The organism is Acinetobacter variabilis (genome assembly GCF_000369625.1).
GTDB classification, from domain to species: Bacteria; Pseudomonadota; Gammaproteobacteria; order Pseudomonadales; family Moraxellaceae; genus Acinetobacter; species Acinetobacter variabilis.
This window is the reverse complement of record NZ_KB850113.1, coordinates 808,503-824,377: the sequence shown is the minus strand read 5'-3', so window position 1 is coordinate 824,377 and position 15,875 is coordinate 808,503. Positions and strand designations below refer to the sequence as shown.

16 protein-coding genes are annotated in these 15,875 nt (G+C 42.9%); 7 read left to right on the top strand and 9 right to left on the bottom strand.

The window, feature by feature from the left end; translation table 11 throughout:
• Positions 1-24 precede the first annotated feature (24 nt).
• Positions 25-639 carry a hypothetical protein gene (locus F897_RS09610; RefSeq protein ID WP_005235401.1) on the top strand — a complete coding sequence of 205 codons (615 nt, stop codon included), beginning with the start codon at positions 25-27 and terminating at the stop codon, positions 637-639.
• Positions 640-714: 75 nt separating this feature from the next.
• Here F897_RS09610 and prpC read toward each other — a convergent pair whose 3' ends face one another.
• Both prpC and prpB read right to left on the bottom strand, forming a co-directional pair.
• The gene (gene prpC, locus F897_RS09605) at positions 715-1,854 is read right to left on the bottom strand and encodes a bifunctional 2-methylcitrate synthase/citrate synthase (protein WP_005235399.1); all 1,140 of its coding nucleotides are present in this window, start codon (positions 1,852-1,854) and stop codon (positions 715-717) included.
• Between the two features lie 4 nt (positions 1,855-1,858).
• The gene (gene prpB / locus F897_RS09600) at positions 1,859-2,743 is read right to left on the bottom strand and encodes a methylisocitrate lyase (protein ID WP_004785998.1); all 885 of its coding nucleotides are present in this window, start codon (positions 2,741-2,743) and stop codon (positions 1,859-1,861) included.
• A 229-nt stretch (positions 2,744-2,972) separates the two neighbouring features.
• Here prpB and F897_RS09595 point away from each other — a divergent pair, with 229 nt between their 5' ends.
• The 3 genes from F897_RS09595 (at position 2,973) to F897_RS09585 (ending at position 5,236) form a co-directional block, all read left to right on the top strand.
• Entirely contained in the window at positions 2,973-3,623 is a 651-nt protein-coding gene (locus F897_RS09595) for a TetR/AcrR family transcriptional regulator (RefSeq protein ID WP_005235397.1), read from the top strand.
• A 112-nt stretch (positions 3,624-3,735) separates the two neighbouring features.
• Positions 3,736-4,656: an ornithine carbamoyltransferase gene (argF, locus tag F897_RS09590; protein ID WP_005235395.1), complete on the top strand. Its 921-nt coding sequence runs from the start codon at positions 3,736-3,738 to the stop codon at positions 4,654-4,656.
• A 106-nt stretch (positions 4,657-4,762) separates the two neighbouring features.
• Positions 4,763-5,236 (top strand): hypothetical protein, encoded by a 474-nt coding sequence (locus tag F897_RS09585; protein WP_005235393.1) that lies wholly within the window; start codon positions 4,763-4,765, stop codon positions 5,234-5,236.
• Positions 5,237-5,316: 80 nt separating this feature from the next.
• Here F897_RS09585 and F897_RS09580 read toward each other — a convergent pair whose 3' ends face one another.
• The 7 genes from F897_RS09580 to rpiA form a co-directional block, all read right to left on the bottom strand.
• Positions 5,317-5,670 carry a YnfA family protein gene (locus F897_RS09580; protein ID WP_005235392.1) on the bottom strand — a complete coding sequence of 118 codons (354 nt, stop codon included), beginning with the start codon at positions 5,668-5,670 and terminating at the stop codon, positions 5,317-5,319.
• 107 nt (positions 5,671-5,777) lie between these two features.
• Complete coding sequence (gene clpA, locus F897_RS09575; protein WP_005235391.1) at positions 5,778-8,054, bottom strand: ATP-dependent Clp protease ATP-binding subunit ClpA; 2,277 nt, start codon at positions 8,052-8,054, stop codon at positions 5,778-5,780.
• Positions 8,055-8,063: 9 nt separating this feature from the next.
• On the bottom strand, positions 8,064-8,477 hold the full coding sequence (gene clpS, locus F897_RS09570; RefSeq protein WP_034580947.1) for an ATP-dependent Clp protease adapter ClpS: 414 nt from the start codon (positions 8,475-8,477) through the stop codon (positions 8,064-8,066).
• 18 nt (positions 8,478-8,495) lie between these two features.
• A complete protein-coding gene (locus F897_RS09565) occupies positions 8,496-9,242 on the bottom strand; it encodes a DUF6776 family protein (RefSeq protein ID WP_004786014.1) in 747 nt (248 codons plus the stop codon).
• 76 nt (positions 9,243-9,318) lie between these two features.
• On the bottom strand, positions 9,319-10,374 hold the full coding sequence (argC, locus tag F897_RS09560) for an N-acetyl-gamma-glutamyl-phosphate reductase (RefSeq protein ID WP_171064832.1): 1,056 nt from the start codon (positions 10,372-10,374) through the stop codon (positions 9,319-9,321).
• Positions 10,375-10,572: 198 nt separating this feature from the next.
• Positions 10,573-11,253: a M48 family metallopeptidase gene (locus F897_RS09555; RefSeq protein ID WP_005235387.1), complete on the bottom strand. Its 681-nt coding sequence runs from the start codon at positions 11,251-11,253 to the stop codon at positions 10,573-10,575.
• A 129-nt stretch (positions 11,254-11,382) separates the two neighbouring features.
• On the bottom strand, positions 11,383-12,054 hold the full coding sequence (gene rpiA / locus F897_RS09550; protein WP_004786020.1) for a ribose-5-phosphate isomerase RpiA: 672 nt from the start codon (positions 12,052-12,054) through the stop codon (positions 11,383-11,385).
• Between the two features lie 104 nt (positions 12,055-12,158).
• On the opposite strand from rpiA, the gene ilvA reads away from it, so the two are divergent.
• From ilvA to F897_RS09535, 3 genes are all read left to right on the top strand, one after another.
• On the top strand, positions 12,159-13,697 hold the full coding sequence (gene ilvA, locus F897_RS09545; RefSeq protein WP_005235385.1) for a threonine ammonia-lyase, biosynthetic: 1,539 nt from the start codon (positions 12,159-12,161) through the stop codon (positions 13,695-13,697).
• A 167-nt stretch (positions 13,698-13,864) separates the two neighbouring features.
• Positions 13,865-14,521: a potassium channel family protein gene (locus tag F897_RS09540; RefSeq protein WP_005235383.1), complete on the top strand. Its 657-nt coding sequence runs from the start codon at positions 13,865-13,867 to the stop codon at positions 14,519-14,521.
• On the top strand, positions 14,518-15,858 hold the full coding sequence (locus F897_RS09535; RefSeq protein ID WP_004786026.1) for a TrkH family potassium uptake protein: 1,341 nt from the start codon (positions 14,518-14,520) through the stop codon (positions 15,856-15,858). Before F897_RS09540 ends, F897_RS09535 begins: the two co-directional genes overlap by 4 nt.
• The last annotated feature ends 17 nt before the right edge of the window (positions 15,859-15,875 follow it).

Genomic DNA, 15,875 nt, shown 5'->3' with positions numbered 1-15,875 from the left:
TGTTTTAATGAGGCCTGATCAGTGATGAAAATAAGATTTGCAGCCCTTTTGCTCGCACTTGGCATTCCTGTATCCGCTTTCGCCACTGTCGGTGGCCCACGGAATATTGAAGTTTTGGGGTATGAAGTCAAAGACCAGAAACTTTATCTGTTGCGGCATTATCTCGATGGTCGCGGACGCCTACCTCAACTGTATTATTATCATTTTAAATCCAAAACTCCGAATCAGCTAATTCAGGTGAACTCCCTGTATATCAATCCAAAAACCAAGCAGATTGACTACGATCAGGACAGCCGTAAGTTTGACCAGGAAATTGCCAAAATTAAAAAGCGTCTGATTCCGTTAGTACCTTTGCAAAAGCAAAACATTCAGCTCAAGCTATTAAAGACCATCAAAGGTACTGCCCCTGCATGGCATGATCCTAAACAGAAAGTTCCAAAATGGACTTATCAATATCAGGTGCAATCTAGCCAGTATAAAAGTCCTGTTCAACAAGCAGTCAGTTATAAAGCAGATTTAAGATTAAGCCAAACTTATCAAGTACCGAAACAGAATAAAATACTGGTGACAGTAAAATACCTAGGCATCCCATTTGAAACCGGTTATCACATTGAAGATCCAGCATTATTAAGTCGGTAAACCAACATCAATCAACAATCAGCAAAAAATAAGGCCTCATGGAGACCTTATTTTCATATTTAGAATATCTCTGGCTTACGCAGCAGAAGTCCGCTCAGCAATTGGAACCACTTTACGCAACTCTGGACCAGTATAATCCGCGCTCGGACGGATAATACGGTTATCTGCACGTTGTTCCATCACATGCGCCGCCCAACCTGTGACGCGTGACATTACAAAGATTGGCGTAAACAGTTTGGTTGGAATACCCATAAAGTGATAAGCAGAAGCATGGAAAAAGTCCGCATTACAGAACAGTTTTTTCTCGCGCCACATGACTTCTTCACAACGCACTGATACTGGGTAGAGCACAGTATCACCTACATCTTTTGCCAGTTTTTCAGACCATTGCTTGATAATGCCATTACGCGGATCATTGTCTTTATAAATCGCATGACCAAAGCCCATGATTTTTTCTTTACGCTCCAGCATGCCCAGCATTTCGCGCTCAGCTTCTTCTGGAGATTTCCAGTTTTCAATCATATCCATTGCCGCTTCATTGGCACCACCGTGTAATGGGCCACGTAGTGAACCAATTGCACCGGTAATACATGAATGCAGATCAGACAAAGTGGATGCACAAACACGCGCTGTGAAGGTTGAAGCATTAAATTCATGCTCTGCGTACAGGATCAGGGATACATTCATCACTTGCTCATGTAGCTGATTCGGTTTCTTGCCATGTAGCAAATGAAGGAACTGAGCACCTATTGAATCATCATCGGTATTTTCATCAATGCGTACGCCGTCATGGCTATAGCGATACCAGTAGCAGATAATTGCTGGCAACGTCGCCAGAATACGGTCTGCGACATCCTGTTGCTGATCAAAAGACTGTTCAGTCTCAAGGTTGCCCAGCATCGATACGCCAGTACGCATCACATCCATTGGATGTGAATCAGCAGGAATACGCTCAAGTACTTCTTTCAGCGCTTGTGGTAGTACACGCAAAGATTTCAGTTTTGCTTTATAGGCAGCCAACTGTTCTGAAGTTGGTAATTCACCAAAGAAAATCAGGTAAGCGACTTCTTCAAACTGACAGTTTTCTGCCAGATCCTGTACGTCATAGCCGCGATAGGTCAGGCCTGCACCACTTTTGCCTACTGTTGAAAGTGCAGTTTTTCCTGCAACTTGTCCGCGCAATCCTGCGCCAGTGAGTACTTTTCCTTCAGCCATTGTTTTAATTCTCCTGCTTGAACAGTTTATCTAATGTGTTTTCAAAGCTGTGATAATCTAAAAATTCGTATAATTCTTTACGCGGTTGCATTTTATCCAGTACATGCACCTGTGTACCATTTTCACGCACTGAGCGCATCACTTCCAGTGCCGCCTTTTGCATCGCACGCGTAGCTGATAGCGGGTAAAGTACCATGCGAATACCCTGCTCAGCCAGTTCTTCAGTGGTGTAATATGGTGTGTCACCAAATTCCGTAATATTGGCCAAAACCGGTACACCAACTGCATCGCATACAGTACGATACATGGTAATGTCTGTCATCGCTTCAGCAAAAATGGCATCTGCACCTGCTTCGACACAGGCACAAGCGCGGTCAATCACTGCCTGCAAACCTTCTTTCTGAAGTGCATCGGTACGTGCCATCACTACAAAGTTTGAATCGGTTTTGGCATCGACTGCCGCCTTAATCCGGTCAACCATTTCCTGTTGGGTCACAATTTCCTTATTCGGACGATGACCACAACGTTTTTGTGCAACCTGATCTTCGATATGCACAGCAGCAGCGCCAGCAGCAATCATCTGCTTGATGCTACGTGCGATATTAAATGCACCGCCCCAGCCTGTATCTATATCAACCAGTAAGGGTGTATCTACACGTTCAGTAATGCGACGCACATCTTCCAGAACATTATCCAGACTCGTCATGCCTAGATCAGGTAGACCATAAGAATAGTTTGCAACACCGGCACCAGAGAGATAAATGGCTTTATAGCCGACCTGTTTGGCCATCATGGCAGCATAGGCATTCACTGTGCCCATAATTTGTAATGGTTTTTCGACTTCAAGCGCTTGTCTAAACTTTAAACCTGCAGACATTTGTTCTGTCATCTTCCTTTCCACAGTCTTGGCTATAATTATTGAGATCTGAGTATACCGATTTGAAACCATGATGCTATAAACCAATAGAATAAAAACTCTAAAACTTTAGTCAAACTTTTAAGTTTTACTTGATTCACTGAATAAATTCCGCCTTCATTCGGTGTGATTGTGAAATCTGCGGATATATTTGTTATGATGAACTACCAAGTTTATATAACCTGTTGATATACCATCCTCTATGCAAAACCTTGTTCATCTGGAACCACTCGCCAAAGATCTGCCTCAAACCAAACGTGGTCATGAGCGCTGCGTTGCGCTGTTGGTCTCTGCGACCGAACTGTTTCTGGAACATGGTTATGAGGCAGTTTCTCTAGATGATATTGTCCAGCATGCAGGCGGTTCCAAAGCTTCCATTTACAAGTACTTTGGCAATAAAGAAGGCCTGTTTGAAGCTATTTGTGATTATCGACGTACCAAGTTTTTTGAAGATATCAGCATTCCGATTGAACTGATGGCGCTAGATTTTCGTAGTTATTTGGTACAGACATTTTTGACCTTCTACCGTCAAATCATGCAGCCGGAAAATGCAGCCTTTATGCGTCTGGTACTGGAACAAAGTCAGCGTAATCCTCAACTGGCCCGCAATATTCATGAACGCGGCCCGGTTCAGGTACAAAGTTCCATTGCTACCGCACTGGAACAGGCCCATGAACAAGGTTTGCTATATTGTGAAAATCCGCAATATTCTGCCCAGTTATATTTTGGTATTTTGCGTAATCTGGAATGGCGGATTCTAATGGGGATTACCATAGAGGAAGATGATCAAGAAATCGACAAATACATCAGTTATTGCGTGGATCGATTTTTAGACGGTCATCAAAAAGTCTAGTTTTTTGCAATTTCCTGTTCATATAGTATATTAGCCGATTCCGTATTTTTTTCTTAAACCAACCAACAACTGATTGTTGATCGAGTTTTCGGCAATTATTGTGGAGTAACGAATGGCTCTCCGTCACTTTCTCACCTTACGCGATTTATCAACTTTAGAACTGAACCAGATTTTACAGCGCGCAATCGAGCTTAAGCGCAAACAGCACAATAATGAAGTGTTCCAACCCTTTGTTGGTAAAGTCATGGGCATGATTTTTGAAAAATCGAGTACCCGTACGCGTGTTTCGTTTGAAGCAGGCATGAGCCAGTTCGGTGGTAGTGCCATCTTCCTGTCTTCACGTGATACCCAGCTGGGTCGCGGTGAGCCAATTGAAGATTCTGCACGTGTGATTTCCAGCATGCTGGATATTGTGATGATCCGTACTTTCGGTCACGATATCGTAGAACGCTTTGCTTCTTATTCAAAAGTTCCAGTGATCAACGCTTTGACTGATGATCATCACCCTTGCCAGTTACTTGCTGACATGCAGACTTATCTGGAACATCGTGGTTCGATCGAAGGTAAAACTGTTGCCTGGATTGGCGATGGCAATAATATGTGTAATTCTTATATCGAAGCAGCGCACATGTGGGGCTTCAAGCTAAAAGTTGCAGCACCGAAAGGCTATGAACCTCAAGAACAGTTCCTGTCTGAATTCGCACATTGTGTAGAACTGGTCGATACTGCTGAAGATGCAGCAGTCAATGCCGACCTGATCGTAACTGACGTTTGGGCAAGTATGGGCCAGGAAGAAGAACAGAAAATCCGTGAGAAAGCTTTTGCGGACTATCAGGTGAATGAACGCCTAATGGATCTTGCACATCCAGACTGCCTGTTCATGCATTGCCTGCCTGCGCATCGTGGTGAAGAAATTTCTGAAAACATGCTGGATCACAAAAATGCTGTGGCTTGGGATGAAGCAGAAAACCGTCTTCATGCACAAAAAGCACTGGTTGAATTTCTGTTGAATGAAAATCTGAAAAAAGACTGATTTTCTCAAAAAAAAATCTTCACAAATTAAGCACCAATCTCTGGTGCTTTTTTTGTTTCAGCTCTTATAATCAGAATTGAAACGACATAAAAAGTGATGCGATACAATGCAAAAAAAATATTGGACTTTGGCACTCTTGGCAGGTTTTAGTAGTGCTGCTTTACCGGTGTATGCTTCTGAATTCGACCAGTATCTCCAAGTAAAAGGCATTCTAGACAGCAAGTTTAAAATTGAGAAAAAAGCTGAGCTGAACGAACTGCTTGCCGTGCTAAGTGCGGAAGATTCCAAGACTTTGCCACTACAAATCGATCAGAATACAATCATAGAACAGTTACAACTTACTGCCAATAAAACCACACTTAAAGGCATGATCACTACACCCGACTTTAGCCAGTTTGAGAAAGACCTAGGTCGTAAAGAAGTCCTTAAGGTGATTCGTAATAATCTTCTAAATAACTGTCAGATCTTTTTTGAACATCGCTATCAAATCGTCAATCCTTATAAAATCGAACTTAGCCTTAGCTCCCAAACGCATACTTATAATGTAGATCTCTCCCAGAAAGACTGTAATGTAAAATAATCTTGTCCAGAATCAATAAAGGCAGCTATAGCTGCCTTTTATATTTAGATTAGTTCTCATTGCTAAACACACCTAGACGATTAACGAATCAAACCTTGTGGCTGTAAAATAATAATCAGTGCACCTAGAATGACCACCACTCCACCCAGCAGATCCCAACGTGAAAGGCTGACCTGATCCACGAATCTCAGCCACATCAACGCTGAGAAAATATAAATTCCCCCATAAGCGGCATAAATACGCCCAGAAGCGGCTGGATGCAAAGTCAAAAGCCAGACGAACGCAGCTAAGGCTAATGCCGCCGGAACCCACAACCACTGACTCTTAGCCTGATTTAAAATCAGGTAAGGAAAATAACAGCCCAAAATTTCCATCAATGCCGTTAATAAAAACAGAAAAAACGTAGTTAAAAGCTTGCTAATCTGGATATCCATATATTTCTCTAAATCAGAAACTCTTTAAACCAAGAGTACATAAATTAAGGGTAAATAAAACAACAAAACCCGTGCGAACACGGGTCTGATGATGATCTATTCAATGATTAAGCTGGTTCAGCAGTCTGGTCTTCGAAGACTTCAAGTTTCAGACCGACAGACTTACCATTTTCTTTCTTCACAGAAACTGAAACGTTACCACCATTTTCGGCCAGTTCACCAAACAGAATCATTTCAGCCAATGGTTTTTTCAGATGTTCCTGAATCAGACGTTGCATTGGTCGAGCACCCATCAAGCGATCATAGCCATTTTCAGCCATCCACTCACGTGCGCTTTGATCCACCTCTAGCACTACTTTCTTCTCATCCAGTTGTGCTTGAAGTTCAGTCAGGAATTTATCCACGACATTTTCAATAATGGTATTCGGCAACGCCTTGAACTGAATCACGCCATCTAGACGGTTACGGAATTCTGGCGAGAACGCTTTCTTCATCGCTTCCTGGTTGTCATTACTGTTGTCCTGTTCCATGAAACCAATGCTGACACGAGAAATACTTTCCGCACCAATATTAGTCGTTAGAACCAGCACCACATTACGGAAATCGGACTTACGACCATTATTATCCGTTAATGAACCATGATCCATGATTTGTAATAACAAGTTAAATACATCTGGATGGGCTTTTTCAATCTCATCCAGCAGCAATACACAGTGCGGATTTTTGTGAATTGCATCGGTCAATAAACCACCTTGGTCAAAACCAACATAGCCAGGAGGCGCACCGATCAGACGAGAGACTGCGTGACGTTCCATATATTCAGACATATCGAAACGTACCAGCTCTACACCCAAAATTTTCGCCAATTGCTTGGTGACTTCAGTTTTACCCACACCGGTAGGACCAGCGAAGACAAAACTACCGACTGGCTTATCTGGAGATTTCAAACCTGCACGAGACAGTTTGATCGCAGAAGCCAAAGCTTCAATTGCTTCATCCTGGCCGAAGACCACACGTTTCAGATCACGCTCAAGGTTCTCCAGCACAGACTTGTCATCTTTAGAAACCGTTTTCGGTGGAATACGAGCAATCTTGGACACAATGTCTTCGATGTTTTCAACCGTAATCAGGCTGTCATCTTGCTCAGCTTTCAAACGGCGTTGTGCACCGGCTTCATCAATCACGTCAATCGCTTTATCTGGCAAGAATCGGTCATTAATAAATTTCGCTGACAGCTCAACCGCAGAAACCAGTGCCTGATCGTCATACTGTACATGATGGAAATCTTCAAATTTAGATTTCAGGCCACGCAGGATATCAATCGTTTCTGTAATCGAAGGTTCATTCACATCTATTTTTTGGAACCGACGTGACAAGGCATGATCTTTTTCAAAGACCTGACGGTATTCCTGGAATGTGGTTGAACCGATGCAACGTAAAGATCCGTTCGCTAATGCTGGTTTGATCAGGTTCGATGCATCCATAGTGCTGCCCATGCTTGAACCTGCACCGATGATCATATGAATTTCATCAATGAACAGCACTGCATCCGGTTTTTTCTTTAAGGCATTTAATAGTTGTTTTAAACGCTTTTCGAAATCACCACGGTATTTAGTTCCCGCCACCAGCGCACCGATATCTAGGCTATAGATTTCAGCATTTTCTAGCGGTTTTGGTGCCTTACCATTTACGATCAACCAAGCCAGACCTTCAGCAATCGACGTTTTACCCACGCCTGGATCACCGACCAGCAATGGGTTATTTTTACGGCGACGGCATAAAATTTGCGCTGCCCGCTCAATTTCTTTTTCACGGCCAATCAATGGATCTGTCTTGCCGCGTTGAGCTTCCAGATTCAAATTGGTCGTATACAGCTCTAGCGGACCAGAATTGTTGGAAGAAGCCGATTCACCGTCCAGTTCTTCAATTTCTTCTTCAGACTGTACTTCGTCTTTACGCGTACCATGAGAAAGGTACTGAGTTAAAGTCAGACGGTTAATCTGATGACGTTTAAGCAGATAAACCGCAAAAGAATCGCGCTCAGAATACATCGCAACCAGAATATCGGCGCCTTCTACAGTACGATCACCGCCACTGGATTGAACATGGAAAATTGCACGTTGCAAAATCCGGTCAAAACTTTCTGTAGGATGAGGTGCCTGATCACTATTTTCACCGAGTTTAGGGGTATGTTGTTCTACATACTCTTCTAATTCTTTACGCAAAACAATAATATCTGCACCACATGCTTTTAAGGCATTCACGGCAGAATCATTGTCGAGTAAAGCTAATAATAAATGTTCTACGGTCAGGAACTCATGTCTCTTTTGACGAGCCATGCTGACAGCCAAACGTAGTGATACTTCTAATTGACGACTGAGCATGCAACCCCCTTAATCTTTCGGCTCAATCTGGCAAAGTAAAGGATGACCTTGAGATCGAGCGTAATTATTGACTTGGTTCGCTTTGGTTTCCGCAATGTCTCGAGGATAGACCCCAGCTACACCTTTTCCTTCATAATGTACAGTTAGCATTACTTGTGTAGCTTGGTCAAGATTCATTGCAAAGTATTGTTGTAAAATTTCAATTACAAACTCCATGGGAGTGTAGTCGTCATTCAATAACACCACTGCATACATCGGTGGACGCTTCAGTTCAGGAGGTGCAGTCTGGACTGCAATGTCAGCGTCATCATCGTGAAAAGGCTCGTCTGTTAAACGCGGGCTAATATGCCAATCAACCATGCCGGACTCGTAAAAAGAATTTTTGATCTCACTTAAACATTTTGGACGTTTATTGCTTGGCATACGATTTCTATTTCACACTTAATTTGCATTTGCTTCAGTTTTTGGAATCTCTGACAGGACTGTTGACTGGCTTTCAACAGCTTTCCCTTGATCCCAGCTAAAACGGCGAATTACAGGCTTAGCACCTGAGAGACGCACTTCAATAAATTCTGGTTTAAAGCCTTTAGGCATGGTCCAGCGACCAGTCAAACGTTCGTAATTGTCGAAATTAAAGTTTTTATCTTCAAGCGGCACGACCAGAATTTCAGTGCCCTTAATCAAGCGTAGTTCCACTGTACCAGAGGCGCGATTTTTGCCCGGGCTGACCTGAACCAGATCAATCTGATATTCAAAAGCATTATCAGGTAAAGCTTTGATCCCCAGATGTTGAACTGTTAATGCTAAACCACCGCGTTGACGCAAAATCTCGCGGTAGATCGTACCAACGCTTTCAGCCTGCTCCTGGGCATCACGCGCCTTATTTGCTGCAAGATAAAGATCATTGGCATTACTAACGGCCAGATCACGTTCTTGTACAGCTGTATTCAGAGATTTATTCAGTGTTTCCAAACTGGTTTTCTGTTTTTGTACTACTTCAACCAGTTGTTCCGCATCCGCCTCAAAACCCACCGCAGTCAAACCTTGCCGATGCCCGACCGTATAGCCCAGCAAGCCACTACCCAGAATCAACACAGCAGCACCGATTACCAAAGGTGTATTGCCTTTCATCAATGGTTTCTTTGTAGAGGGTTCCTGGATCGTCATGTTTGACTCATTATTCGGCATTTTGATCTCTGTATACTTTGTTCAAGACACACATTTAAATCCAAATCTAAATGTGTGTGAAGTTCTAATACGTTTTTTATGGTAATAAACCAATATTATTCAAGCCTGCATTTTCTGCAAAGCCAAACATCAGATTCATGTTTTGTACTGCCTGACCAGCTGCACCTTTGACCAGATTGTCCTGGGCCACCAGAATCACCAGTTTGGTTGGTTGTGGCTTATACAGTGCGATACGCAACTGGTTAGCACCACGCACCGAACGGGTTTCTGGCGAACTGCCTGCTGGCATCACATCAACAAACTGTTCATTGGCATAGAATTGCTCGTACAGTGACTGCAAGTCAGCTTCCTGGCCTGCTTCAGTCAAGTCGATATAAATCGTTGATAACATGCCACGAATCATCGGCACCAGATGCGGCACAAACAGGATATGGTCAAATACGCCTTTTTGACCTGAAATGTTTTCCAATGCTTCTACGATTTCAGGATGGTGACGATGGCCTGCAACGCCATAAGCCTTAAAATTATCAGCATTTTCAGAATAGATCATGCCCAGGCTTGCTTTACGACCTGCACCTGATACGCCTGATTTCGCATCGATAATAATGCTTTCTGGTTTTACCAAGGCTTCGTTTGATTTCAATACGGGTGCCAGACCAAGCTGAACTGTCGTTGGATAACAGCCCGGATTACCAATCACACTCGCCTGTTTGATCTGTTCACGATTAAGTTCAGACAGACCATAAACAGAATCTTTTAATACTTCTGGGCAAGCATGTTCCATGCCATACCATTTTGCGAATTGTTCTAGATTTTGCAAACGGAAATCCGCTGCAAGGTCAATTACCTTGGTATTAGCTGCAATAAGTTCTTCAGCATGTTTCATGGCAACGCCATGTGGTGTCGCGAAAAATACCACATCACATGATTTTAAAAGATCAAGGCTGAGGTCAGAAAATTGAAGATCCGTATGTCCGCGCAGACTCGGAAACATATCGTCAACACGACGGCCTGCTTCAGTACGTGATGTCAGTGCTTTAACTTCTACATTCGGATGTCGCAGTAATAGACGTAAAAGTTCAACGCCTGTATAACCTGTACCACCCACAATACCCACTGAAATCACGATGATTACCTCAAACTAGATGTTTCCTTTATGGGCTGTAGTATGACAGGAACTTGAGGTTTTCTAAACTGTTTCACTAGGGATTGATGGTTTTTTATTTACGCTTCTATTTTGAGTGTTTTTAAAAACTTTAAGAGAATTATATCTTTTGCTTAGGCTATTTAGAAGTAAGTAAATACTATCTTCGTTCCTCTAAAGATATTCTTAAGCTGCCCACCAATATGGCATGACAGTATTTTTCAGAATTTTGCGGTGAGTTAAATAGTTTGGATCATGCTTTGCCACTTCCGCCCAGAAACGAGCACTATGGTCAAAATGCCGGGTATGGGCCAATTCATGCACACATAAATAACGCACGATATTTTCAGGAAACAGAATGATGCCACTATTTAGCATGATGTCATGTTTGGCAGAACAACTGCCCCATCGTGTTTTCGGTTGGCGAACATTACAAATGTTAAATGATAATCCTGTTTCTTGGCTTACTTTGTTCAGATAAACAGGCAACTGTTCTTTAGCATAAGAAATGGCAAAGGCTTTTAAATAGGTTTCAGGATGACGGTCACTGATCGATAGCTGTAATAATTTAGCATCAAAAACAAAGTTCTGCTTTTGACTTTGATACACGATCTGAATTGGCTGAGCCTGATCGAAAAGCTGCAATTCTGCTGGTAAAGATCTATCAATACTTTGATTTTTTTCCTGCTGCAATTTCCATGTTTTCAGTAGCCAGCTTTCAGCTTGATCAATAAAATTCTGAATCTGTTTTTTGCTACAAAATACAGGTGCGGTTAAACGGATTTGATCACCTTCTACACGCAGTCTGAGACGTGTTGAGCGAACATTTCGAGTAATTTGAATTTCAGGTAGGTCGTTTAGGGTCATTTTTTATATTTAATCGTTATTTAAATCCTCCTCCTTGCGCAGCAGTGCTGCTCACCTTTTCAAAGGAGGGAGAAAGCCCCTCTTTTTTAAAGAGGGGTTTGGGGAGATTAGCTCTTCAATGAGTTAAAATTAAACCGCAGTACGTTCTTCAATGCCGTTATTGGTCGCAACAATCGCAATATCCGCTTTATTGATCGCGAAAATACCGTTACATACGACGCCTGGAATGTCATTAATCGTTTTTTCCAGCTCAAGCGCATTCAGAATATTCAGGTTATGCACATCCAAAATAACATTTCCATTATCAGTCACTACACCTTCACGGTAAGCAGGATCACCACCTAATGCCACCAACTTACGTGCGACTGCTGAACGTGCCATTGGAATCACTTCAACAGGTAGTGGGAAATCACGACCCAACTGCTCTACCCATTTCGAATCATCCACGATACATACGAATTTTTTCGCAATCGACGCCACAATTTTTTCACGTGTCAGCGCAGCACCGCCACCTTTGATCATGTGCATATGGCGGTCGATTTCATCCGCACCATCGACATAGGCATCCAGACCACCTACGCTATTCATATCAACCACTTCAATGCCTAATTTTTTCAGGCGTTGTGCAGTGGCTTCAGAACTTGCAACTGCTGCTTCCAATTGAAGTTCAGGCAAAAGTTCGATTAAGAAGTTAACAGTACTCCCAGTACCGACGCCTAAAATGCCCCCTTTTGGTAAGTGCTTTAACGCAGCTTTTGCTGCAGCTTGCTTTTTCTCATCTTGGGTTGCATATAGACTCATGACATCACTCAACTATTTTGGACTTTCGCAGTATTTTTAAACCGCAAAGCCGCGTGGTTTGTTACAATAAGTGCTTATTTTAAACTGTTAGATGGAAAATTAACATGCTGTCTCGTTTGGTTCGACAAATTTTACAAGCAACTGTGTACGATGTTGCAATCGAAACCCCACTCGAAGCAGCGCCACGAATTAGCGAGCGCTTAAATAATAACATTCGCTTTAAACGTGAAGATTTACAACCGGTTTTTTCATTCAAGCTACGCGGCGCCTATAACCGTATTAGTCAATTACCGAAATCACAACTCGAACGTGGCGTTATCACAGCTTCAGCAGGCAACCATGCCCAAGGCGTGGCGCTGTCAGGGAAAAAGCTGGGGATTCGCGCGATTATCGTAATGCCAAAAACTACACCAGACATCAAGGTTCAGGCAGTTAAACGCCTCGGTGGTGAAGTGGTCTTGCATGGCGATTCATTTGACGTTGCCAACAAATATGCGATTCAACGTGCCCAAGAAGATGGCATGACCTTCATTCCACCTTATGACGATGAACTAGTCATGGCCGGTCAAGGCACGATTGCCAACGAAATTTTACGTCAATGGCGTGATGTAGAATATGTTTTTGTTGCAGTTGGCGGTGGCGGCCTGATCGCAGGTGTTGCAGCTTACTTAGGTGATGTTGCACCGCATGTCAAAGTGATTCCTGTGGAATATGAAGAATCTGCATGTTTAAAAGCCGCTTTTGATGCAAATGACCGCGTGATTCTGCCATCAGTCGGTTTATTTGCCGATGGTACTGCTGTGGCACAAATCGGTGAAAAACCATTTGACGTGATCCGTCTACAAAAATCAGACAATTCTGGCCCGATCGTAGAACCAGAAGTTGTACTGGTCAATACCGATGAAGTCTGCGCAGCAATTAAAGATACTTATGATGAATGCCGTAGTATTGTAGAACCGTCAGGTGCAATGGCATTGGCTGGTATCAAAAAATATGTAGCGGAACACGGCATTGAAGGCAAAAATATCGTATCGATTGTTTGCGGTGCGAACATGAACTTCGACCGTCTACGTTATATTGCTGAACGTACAGAACTCGGTGAGCGTAAAGAAGCCATCTTTGCCGTAACTATTCCAGAAGAAAAAGGCTCATTCCTGAAATTCTGCCGCGCACTGCAAGGCCGTAATATTACTGAGTTTAATTACCGCTCTAGTGATGCTTCCGCAGCTCAGGTCTTTGTCGGCATCAGCCTGAAAAATGGCGAGAAAGAACGTCAGGAAATCTATGAAAACCTGAAATTCGACTATGACATTGATGATCTGTCTGATGATGAAGTTGCAAAACTCCATATCCGTTACCTGATTGGCGGTCATGCCGATATTGAAAATGAGCGTCTGTTCCGCGTGGAATTCCCGGAACGTCCAGGTGCCCTGCTAATGTTCCTGGAACGCCTCGGCCCAACGCATAACATTACCCTGTTCCATTACCGTAACCATGGCGCTGCAGAAGGTCGCGTACTGGTCGGTCTGGAAGCAGAAGATGCACAGCAGAATCCAGATGGTTTGATCGAAACTTTGGAAAGCATCACTTATCCATATGAAGAAATCACCAATAACCTGGGTTATCAGCGTTTCTTGAAATAATCAGTTTAATATAAACCGCCTTTCGAGGCGGTTTTTTTATATCCGGCTGAAAGAAAATGTATGAAGTATTTATGTAAGGCCAGATAGCTGAAAATTATAAAAATCTTTAAGATACTTACTTATTAGACACGAACTGATTTGAAATAAAAAGATTTAGGGAAATATGCATGGCATTATTTGCAGTCATTGGGCTGGGCAGCTTCGGTGCAACAGTGGCGACTCAACTGATCAGCTTGAAACATGATGTAATTGGAATCGATCTCGATAAAAAATATGTGGAAAATATTTCCGATCAGCTCACCCATGCGGTCATTGCCGATGCAACCGATGAGCATGTCCTGGATGAGCTGGATATCCAGCGCTGTGAAGCAGTCGTAGTCGCGATTGGTGAAGATATTGAAGCCAGCATTCTGTGTGTACTGCATCTAAAAAATATGGGTGTAAAGAAAATCTGGGCCAAAGCCAAATCCAAAGCCCACCATATGATTTTGACTCATCTGAATGTCGAAAAAATTATTCACCCAGAAGAAGATATGGGCGTTCGTGTGGCACAATCACTCAGCTACCCGATGGTTAGCCGTTATATGTCACTTGAAGATGATCATTATATTGTCAAGATCGAGATTCATGCCGATCATAATGACACTCCCTTACACCAGTTAATGAGTCAGGTTCCCGAAATTAAAGTTCTTTTGCATAAACGTGGCACTGAAATACAACATATCGTAGATCTTGGACTATTACTTAAGGAAGGTGACATTCTGGTGGTCGAAGGATTGCTGGACCCTCTACGCCGTTTGTCCAAGCATTTTAAGGCCATATGAAAAGCTCAAATTTAAACCAGAACAGGATTGTCAATCTCAGTCCACCGAGTCTGCTGGCCTTAGGTTTTCTCGGGCTGATTTTTATTGGTTCTTTATTACTGATGCTGCCCTTTGCCCATCAAACTGAAATCAGCTGGTTAGAAGCGATTTTTACAGCAACTTCTGCAGTGACGATTACCGGGCTATCTGTGGTCAATGTTGGTGAAGCTTATACACCTTTTGGGCAGGTCGTGATTATGTTCCTGCTGCAATGTGGTGGCCTCGGCTTTATGACTTTTGCCATACTCGCTTTCATGAGCCTGTCGCCTAAACTTGGCTTAAGACAGCAAGTGATGGCACAGGAATCTATTGGCCAGACCAGTTTGAAGAAAGTCAGTTTTACCATTAAAGCGGTATTCCTATATTCCCTGTTTTTTGAAGCGATTGGCACCCTGATTTTAACCTTGGCGTGGCTAGAAGATTATCCTTTTGGTGAAGCACTGTTTTATGCAGCTTTCTATAGTGTTTCTGCGTTTAATAATGGCGGGTTTTCTCTTTTTCCAAATAGCTTAATGAGCTTTTCCGGCCAGTATTTCGTGACCTTCACGATCAGCATGCTCTATATCATTGGCGGGATCGGTTTTCTGGTTCTGATGGATGTAAAACAGAATAAAAGCTGGCGCAAGCTCAGTCCGAATAGCAAACTCATTCTAACGACGATTATGGGTCTTAACCTGAGTGCTTTTATTGTACTCTGGCTATTAGAAGCCTCTAATCCACAAACATTAGCGCTGATGAGCGTAGGTGATCAGGCGCTCAACGCCTGGTTTCATGCCACAGTTCCCCGCTCCTCGGGTTTTTATAGTCTGCCCATGGACCAGATGAGCGATGCCTCTAGTCTAGTCACCATTTTTTTAATGTTTATTGGTGGCGGTTCCTTAAGTACGGCAGGTGGAATTAAAGTTGGTACGTTTATTATTGTGGTGATCAGTGTAATCAGTTTTCTACGCCGTGAAGATGAAATCCGCTTGTTCAATCATTCTATTTCTGAGAAAACTACTTTTAAAGCCTTAGCGGTTGTGTGTATTACTGCAGGTCTGGTCATGACCGGTTTTATGAGTTTACTCATTCTAGAACCCGATCATGATTTTTTAGATTTGCTGTTTGAGGCGGTTTCTGCCGCCTGTACAGTTGGATTAACACGTGGTGTCACTGGAGAATTGCAGCCAGCAAGTTTAATCATTCTGATGCTAATGATGTATGCGGGTCGTCTAGGGCCTTTAACTCTTGCCTATTTAATTGCAACACCGAAAAAGAGTCGTCTTAAACATCCGCCTTCAGAAATTCAGATTGGTTAAGATTTAAATGAATACCC

Bases quoted from the DNA above. Each gene is read 5' to 3' on its own strand.
- F897_RS09540 (WP_005235383.1), top strand. From the start codon at position 13,865: ATGGCATTATTTGCAGTCATTGGGCTGGGCAGCTTCGGTGCAACAGTG.
- rpiA (WP_004786020.1), bottom strand. From the start codon at position 12,054: ATGAGTCTATATGCAACCCAAGATGAGAAAAAGCAAGCTGCAGCAAAA.
- F897_RS09580 (WP_005235392.1), bottom strand. From the start codon at position 5,670: ATGGATATCCAGATTAGCAAGCTTTTAACTACGTTTTTTCTGTTTTTA.
- F897_RS09595 (WP_005235397.1), top strand. From the start codon at position 2,973: ATGCAAAACCTTGTTCATCTGGAACCACTCGCCAAAGATCTGCCTCAA.
- ilvA (WP_005235385.1), top strand. From the start codon at position 12,159: ATGCTGTCTCGTTTGGTTCGACAAATTTTACAAGCAACTGTGTACGAT.
- F897_RS09535 (WP_004786026.1), top strand. From the start codon at position 14,518: ATGAAAAGCTCAAATTTAAACCAGAACAGGATTGTCAATCTCAGTCCA.
- F897_RS09610 (WP_005235401.1), top strand. From the start codon at position 25: ATGAAAATAAGATTTGCAGCCCTTTTGCTCGCACTTGGCATTCCTGTA.
- F897_RS09555 (WP_005235387.1), bottom strand. From the start codon at position 11,253: ATGACCCTAAACGACCTACCTGAAATTCAAATTACTCGAAATGTTCGC.
- clpA (WP_005235391.1), bottom strand. From the start codon at position 8,054: ATGCTCAGTCGTCAATTAGAAGTATCACTACGTTTGGCTGTCAGCATG.
- prpC (WP_005235399.1), bottom strand. From the start codon at position 1,854: ATGGCTGAAGGAAAAGTACTCACTGGCGCAGGATTGCGCGGACAAGTT.
- F897_RS09585 (WP_005235393.1), top strand. From the start codon at position 4,763: ATGCAAAAAAAATATTGGACTTTGGCACTCTTGGCAGGTTTTAGTAGT.
- F897_RS09565 (WP_004786014.1), bottom strand. From the start codon at position 9,242: ATGCCGAATAATGAGTCAAACATGACGATCCAGGAACCCTCTACAAAG.
- argF (WP_005235395.1), top strand. From the start codon at position 3,736: ATGGCTCTCCGTCACTTTCTCACCTTACGCGATTTATCAACTTTAGAA.
- prpB (WP_004785998.1), bottom strand. From the start codon at position 2,743: ATGACAGAACAAATGTCTGCAGGTTTAAAGTTTAGACAAGCGCTTGAA.
- clpS (WP_034580947.1), bottom strand. From the start codon at position 8,477: ATGCCAAGCAATAAACGTCCAAAATGTTTAAGTGAGATCAAAAATTCT.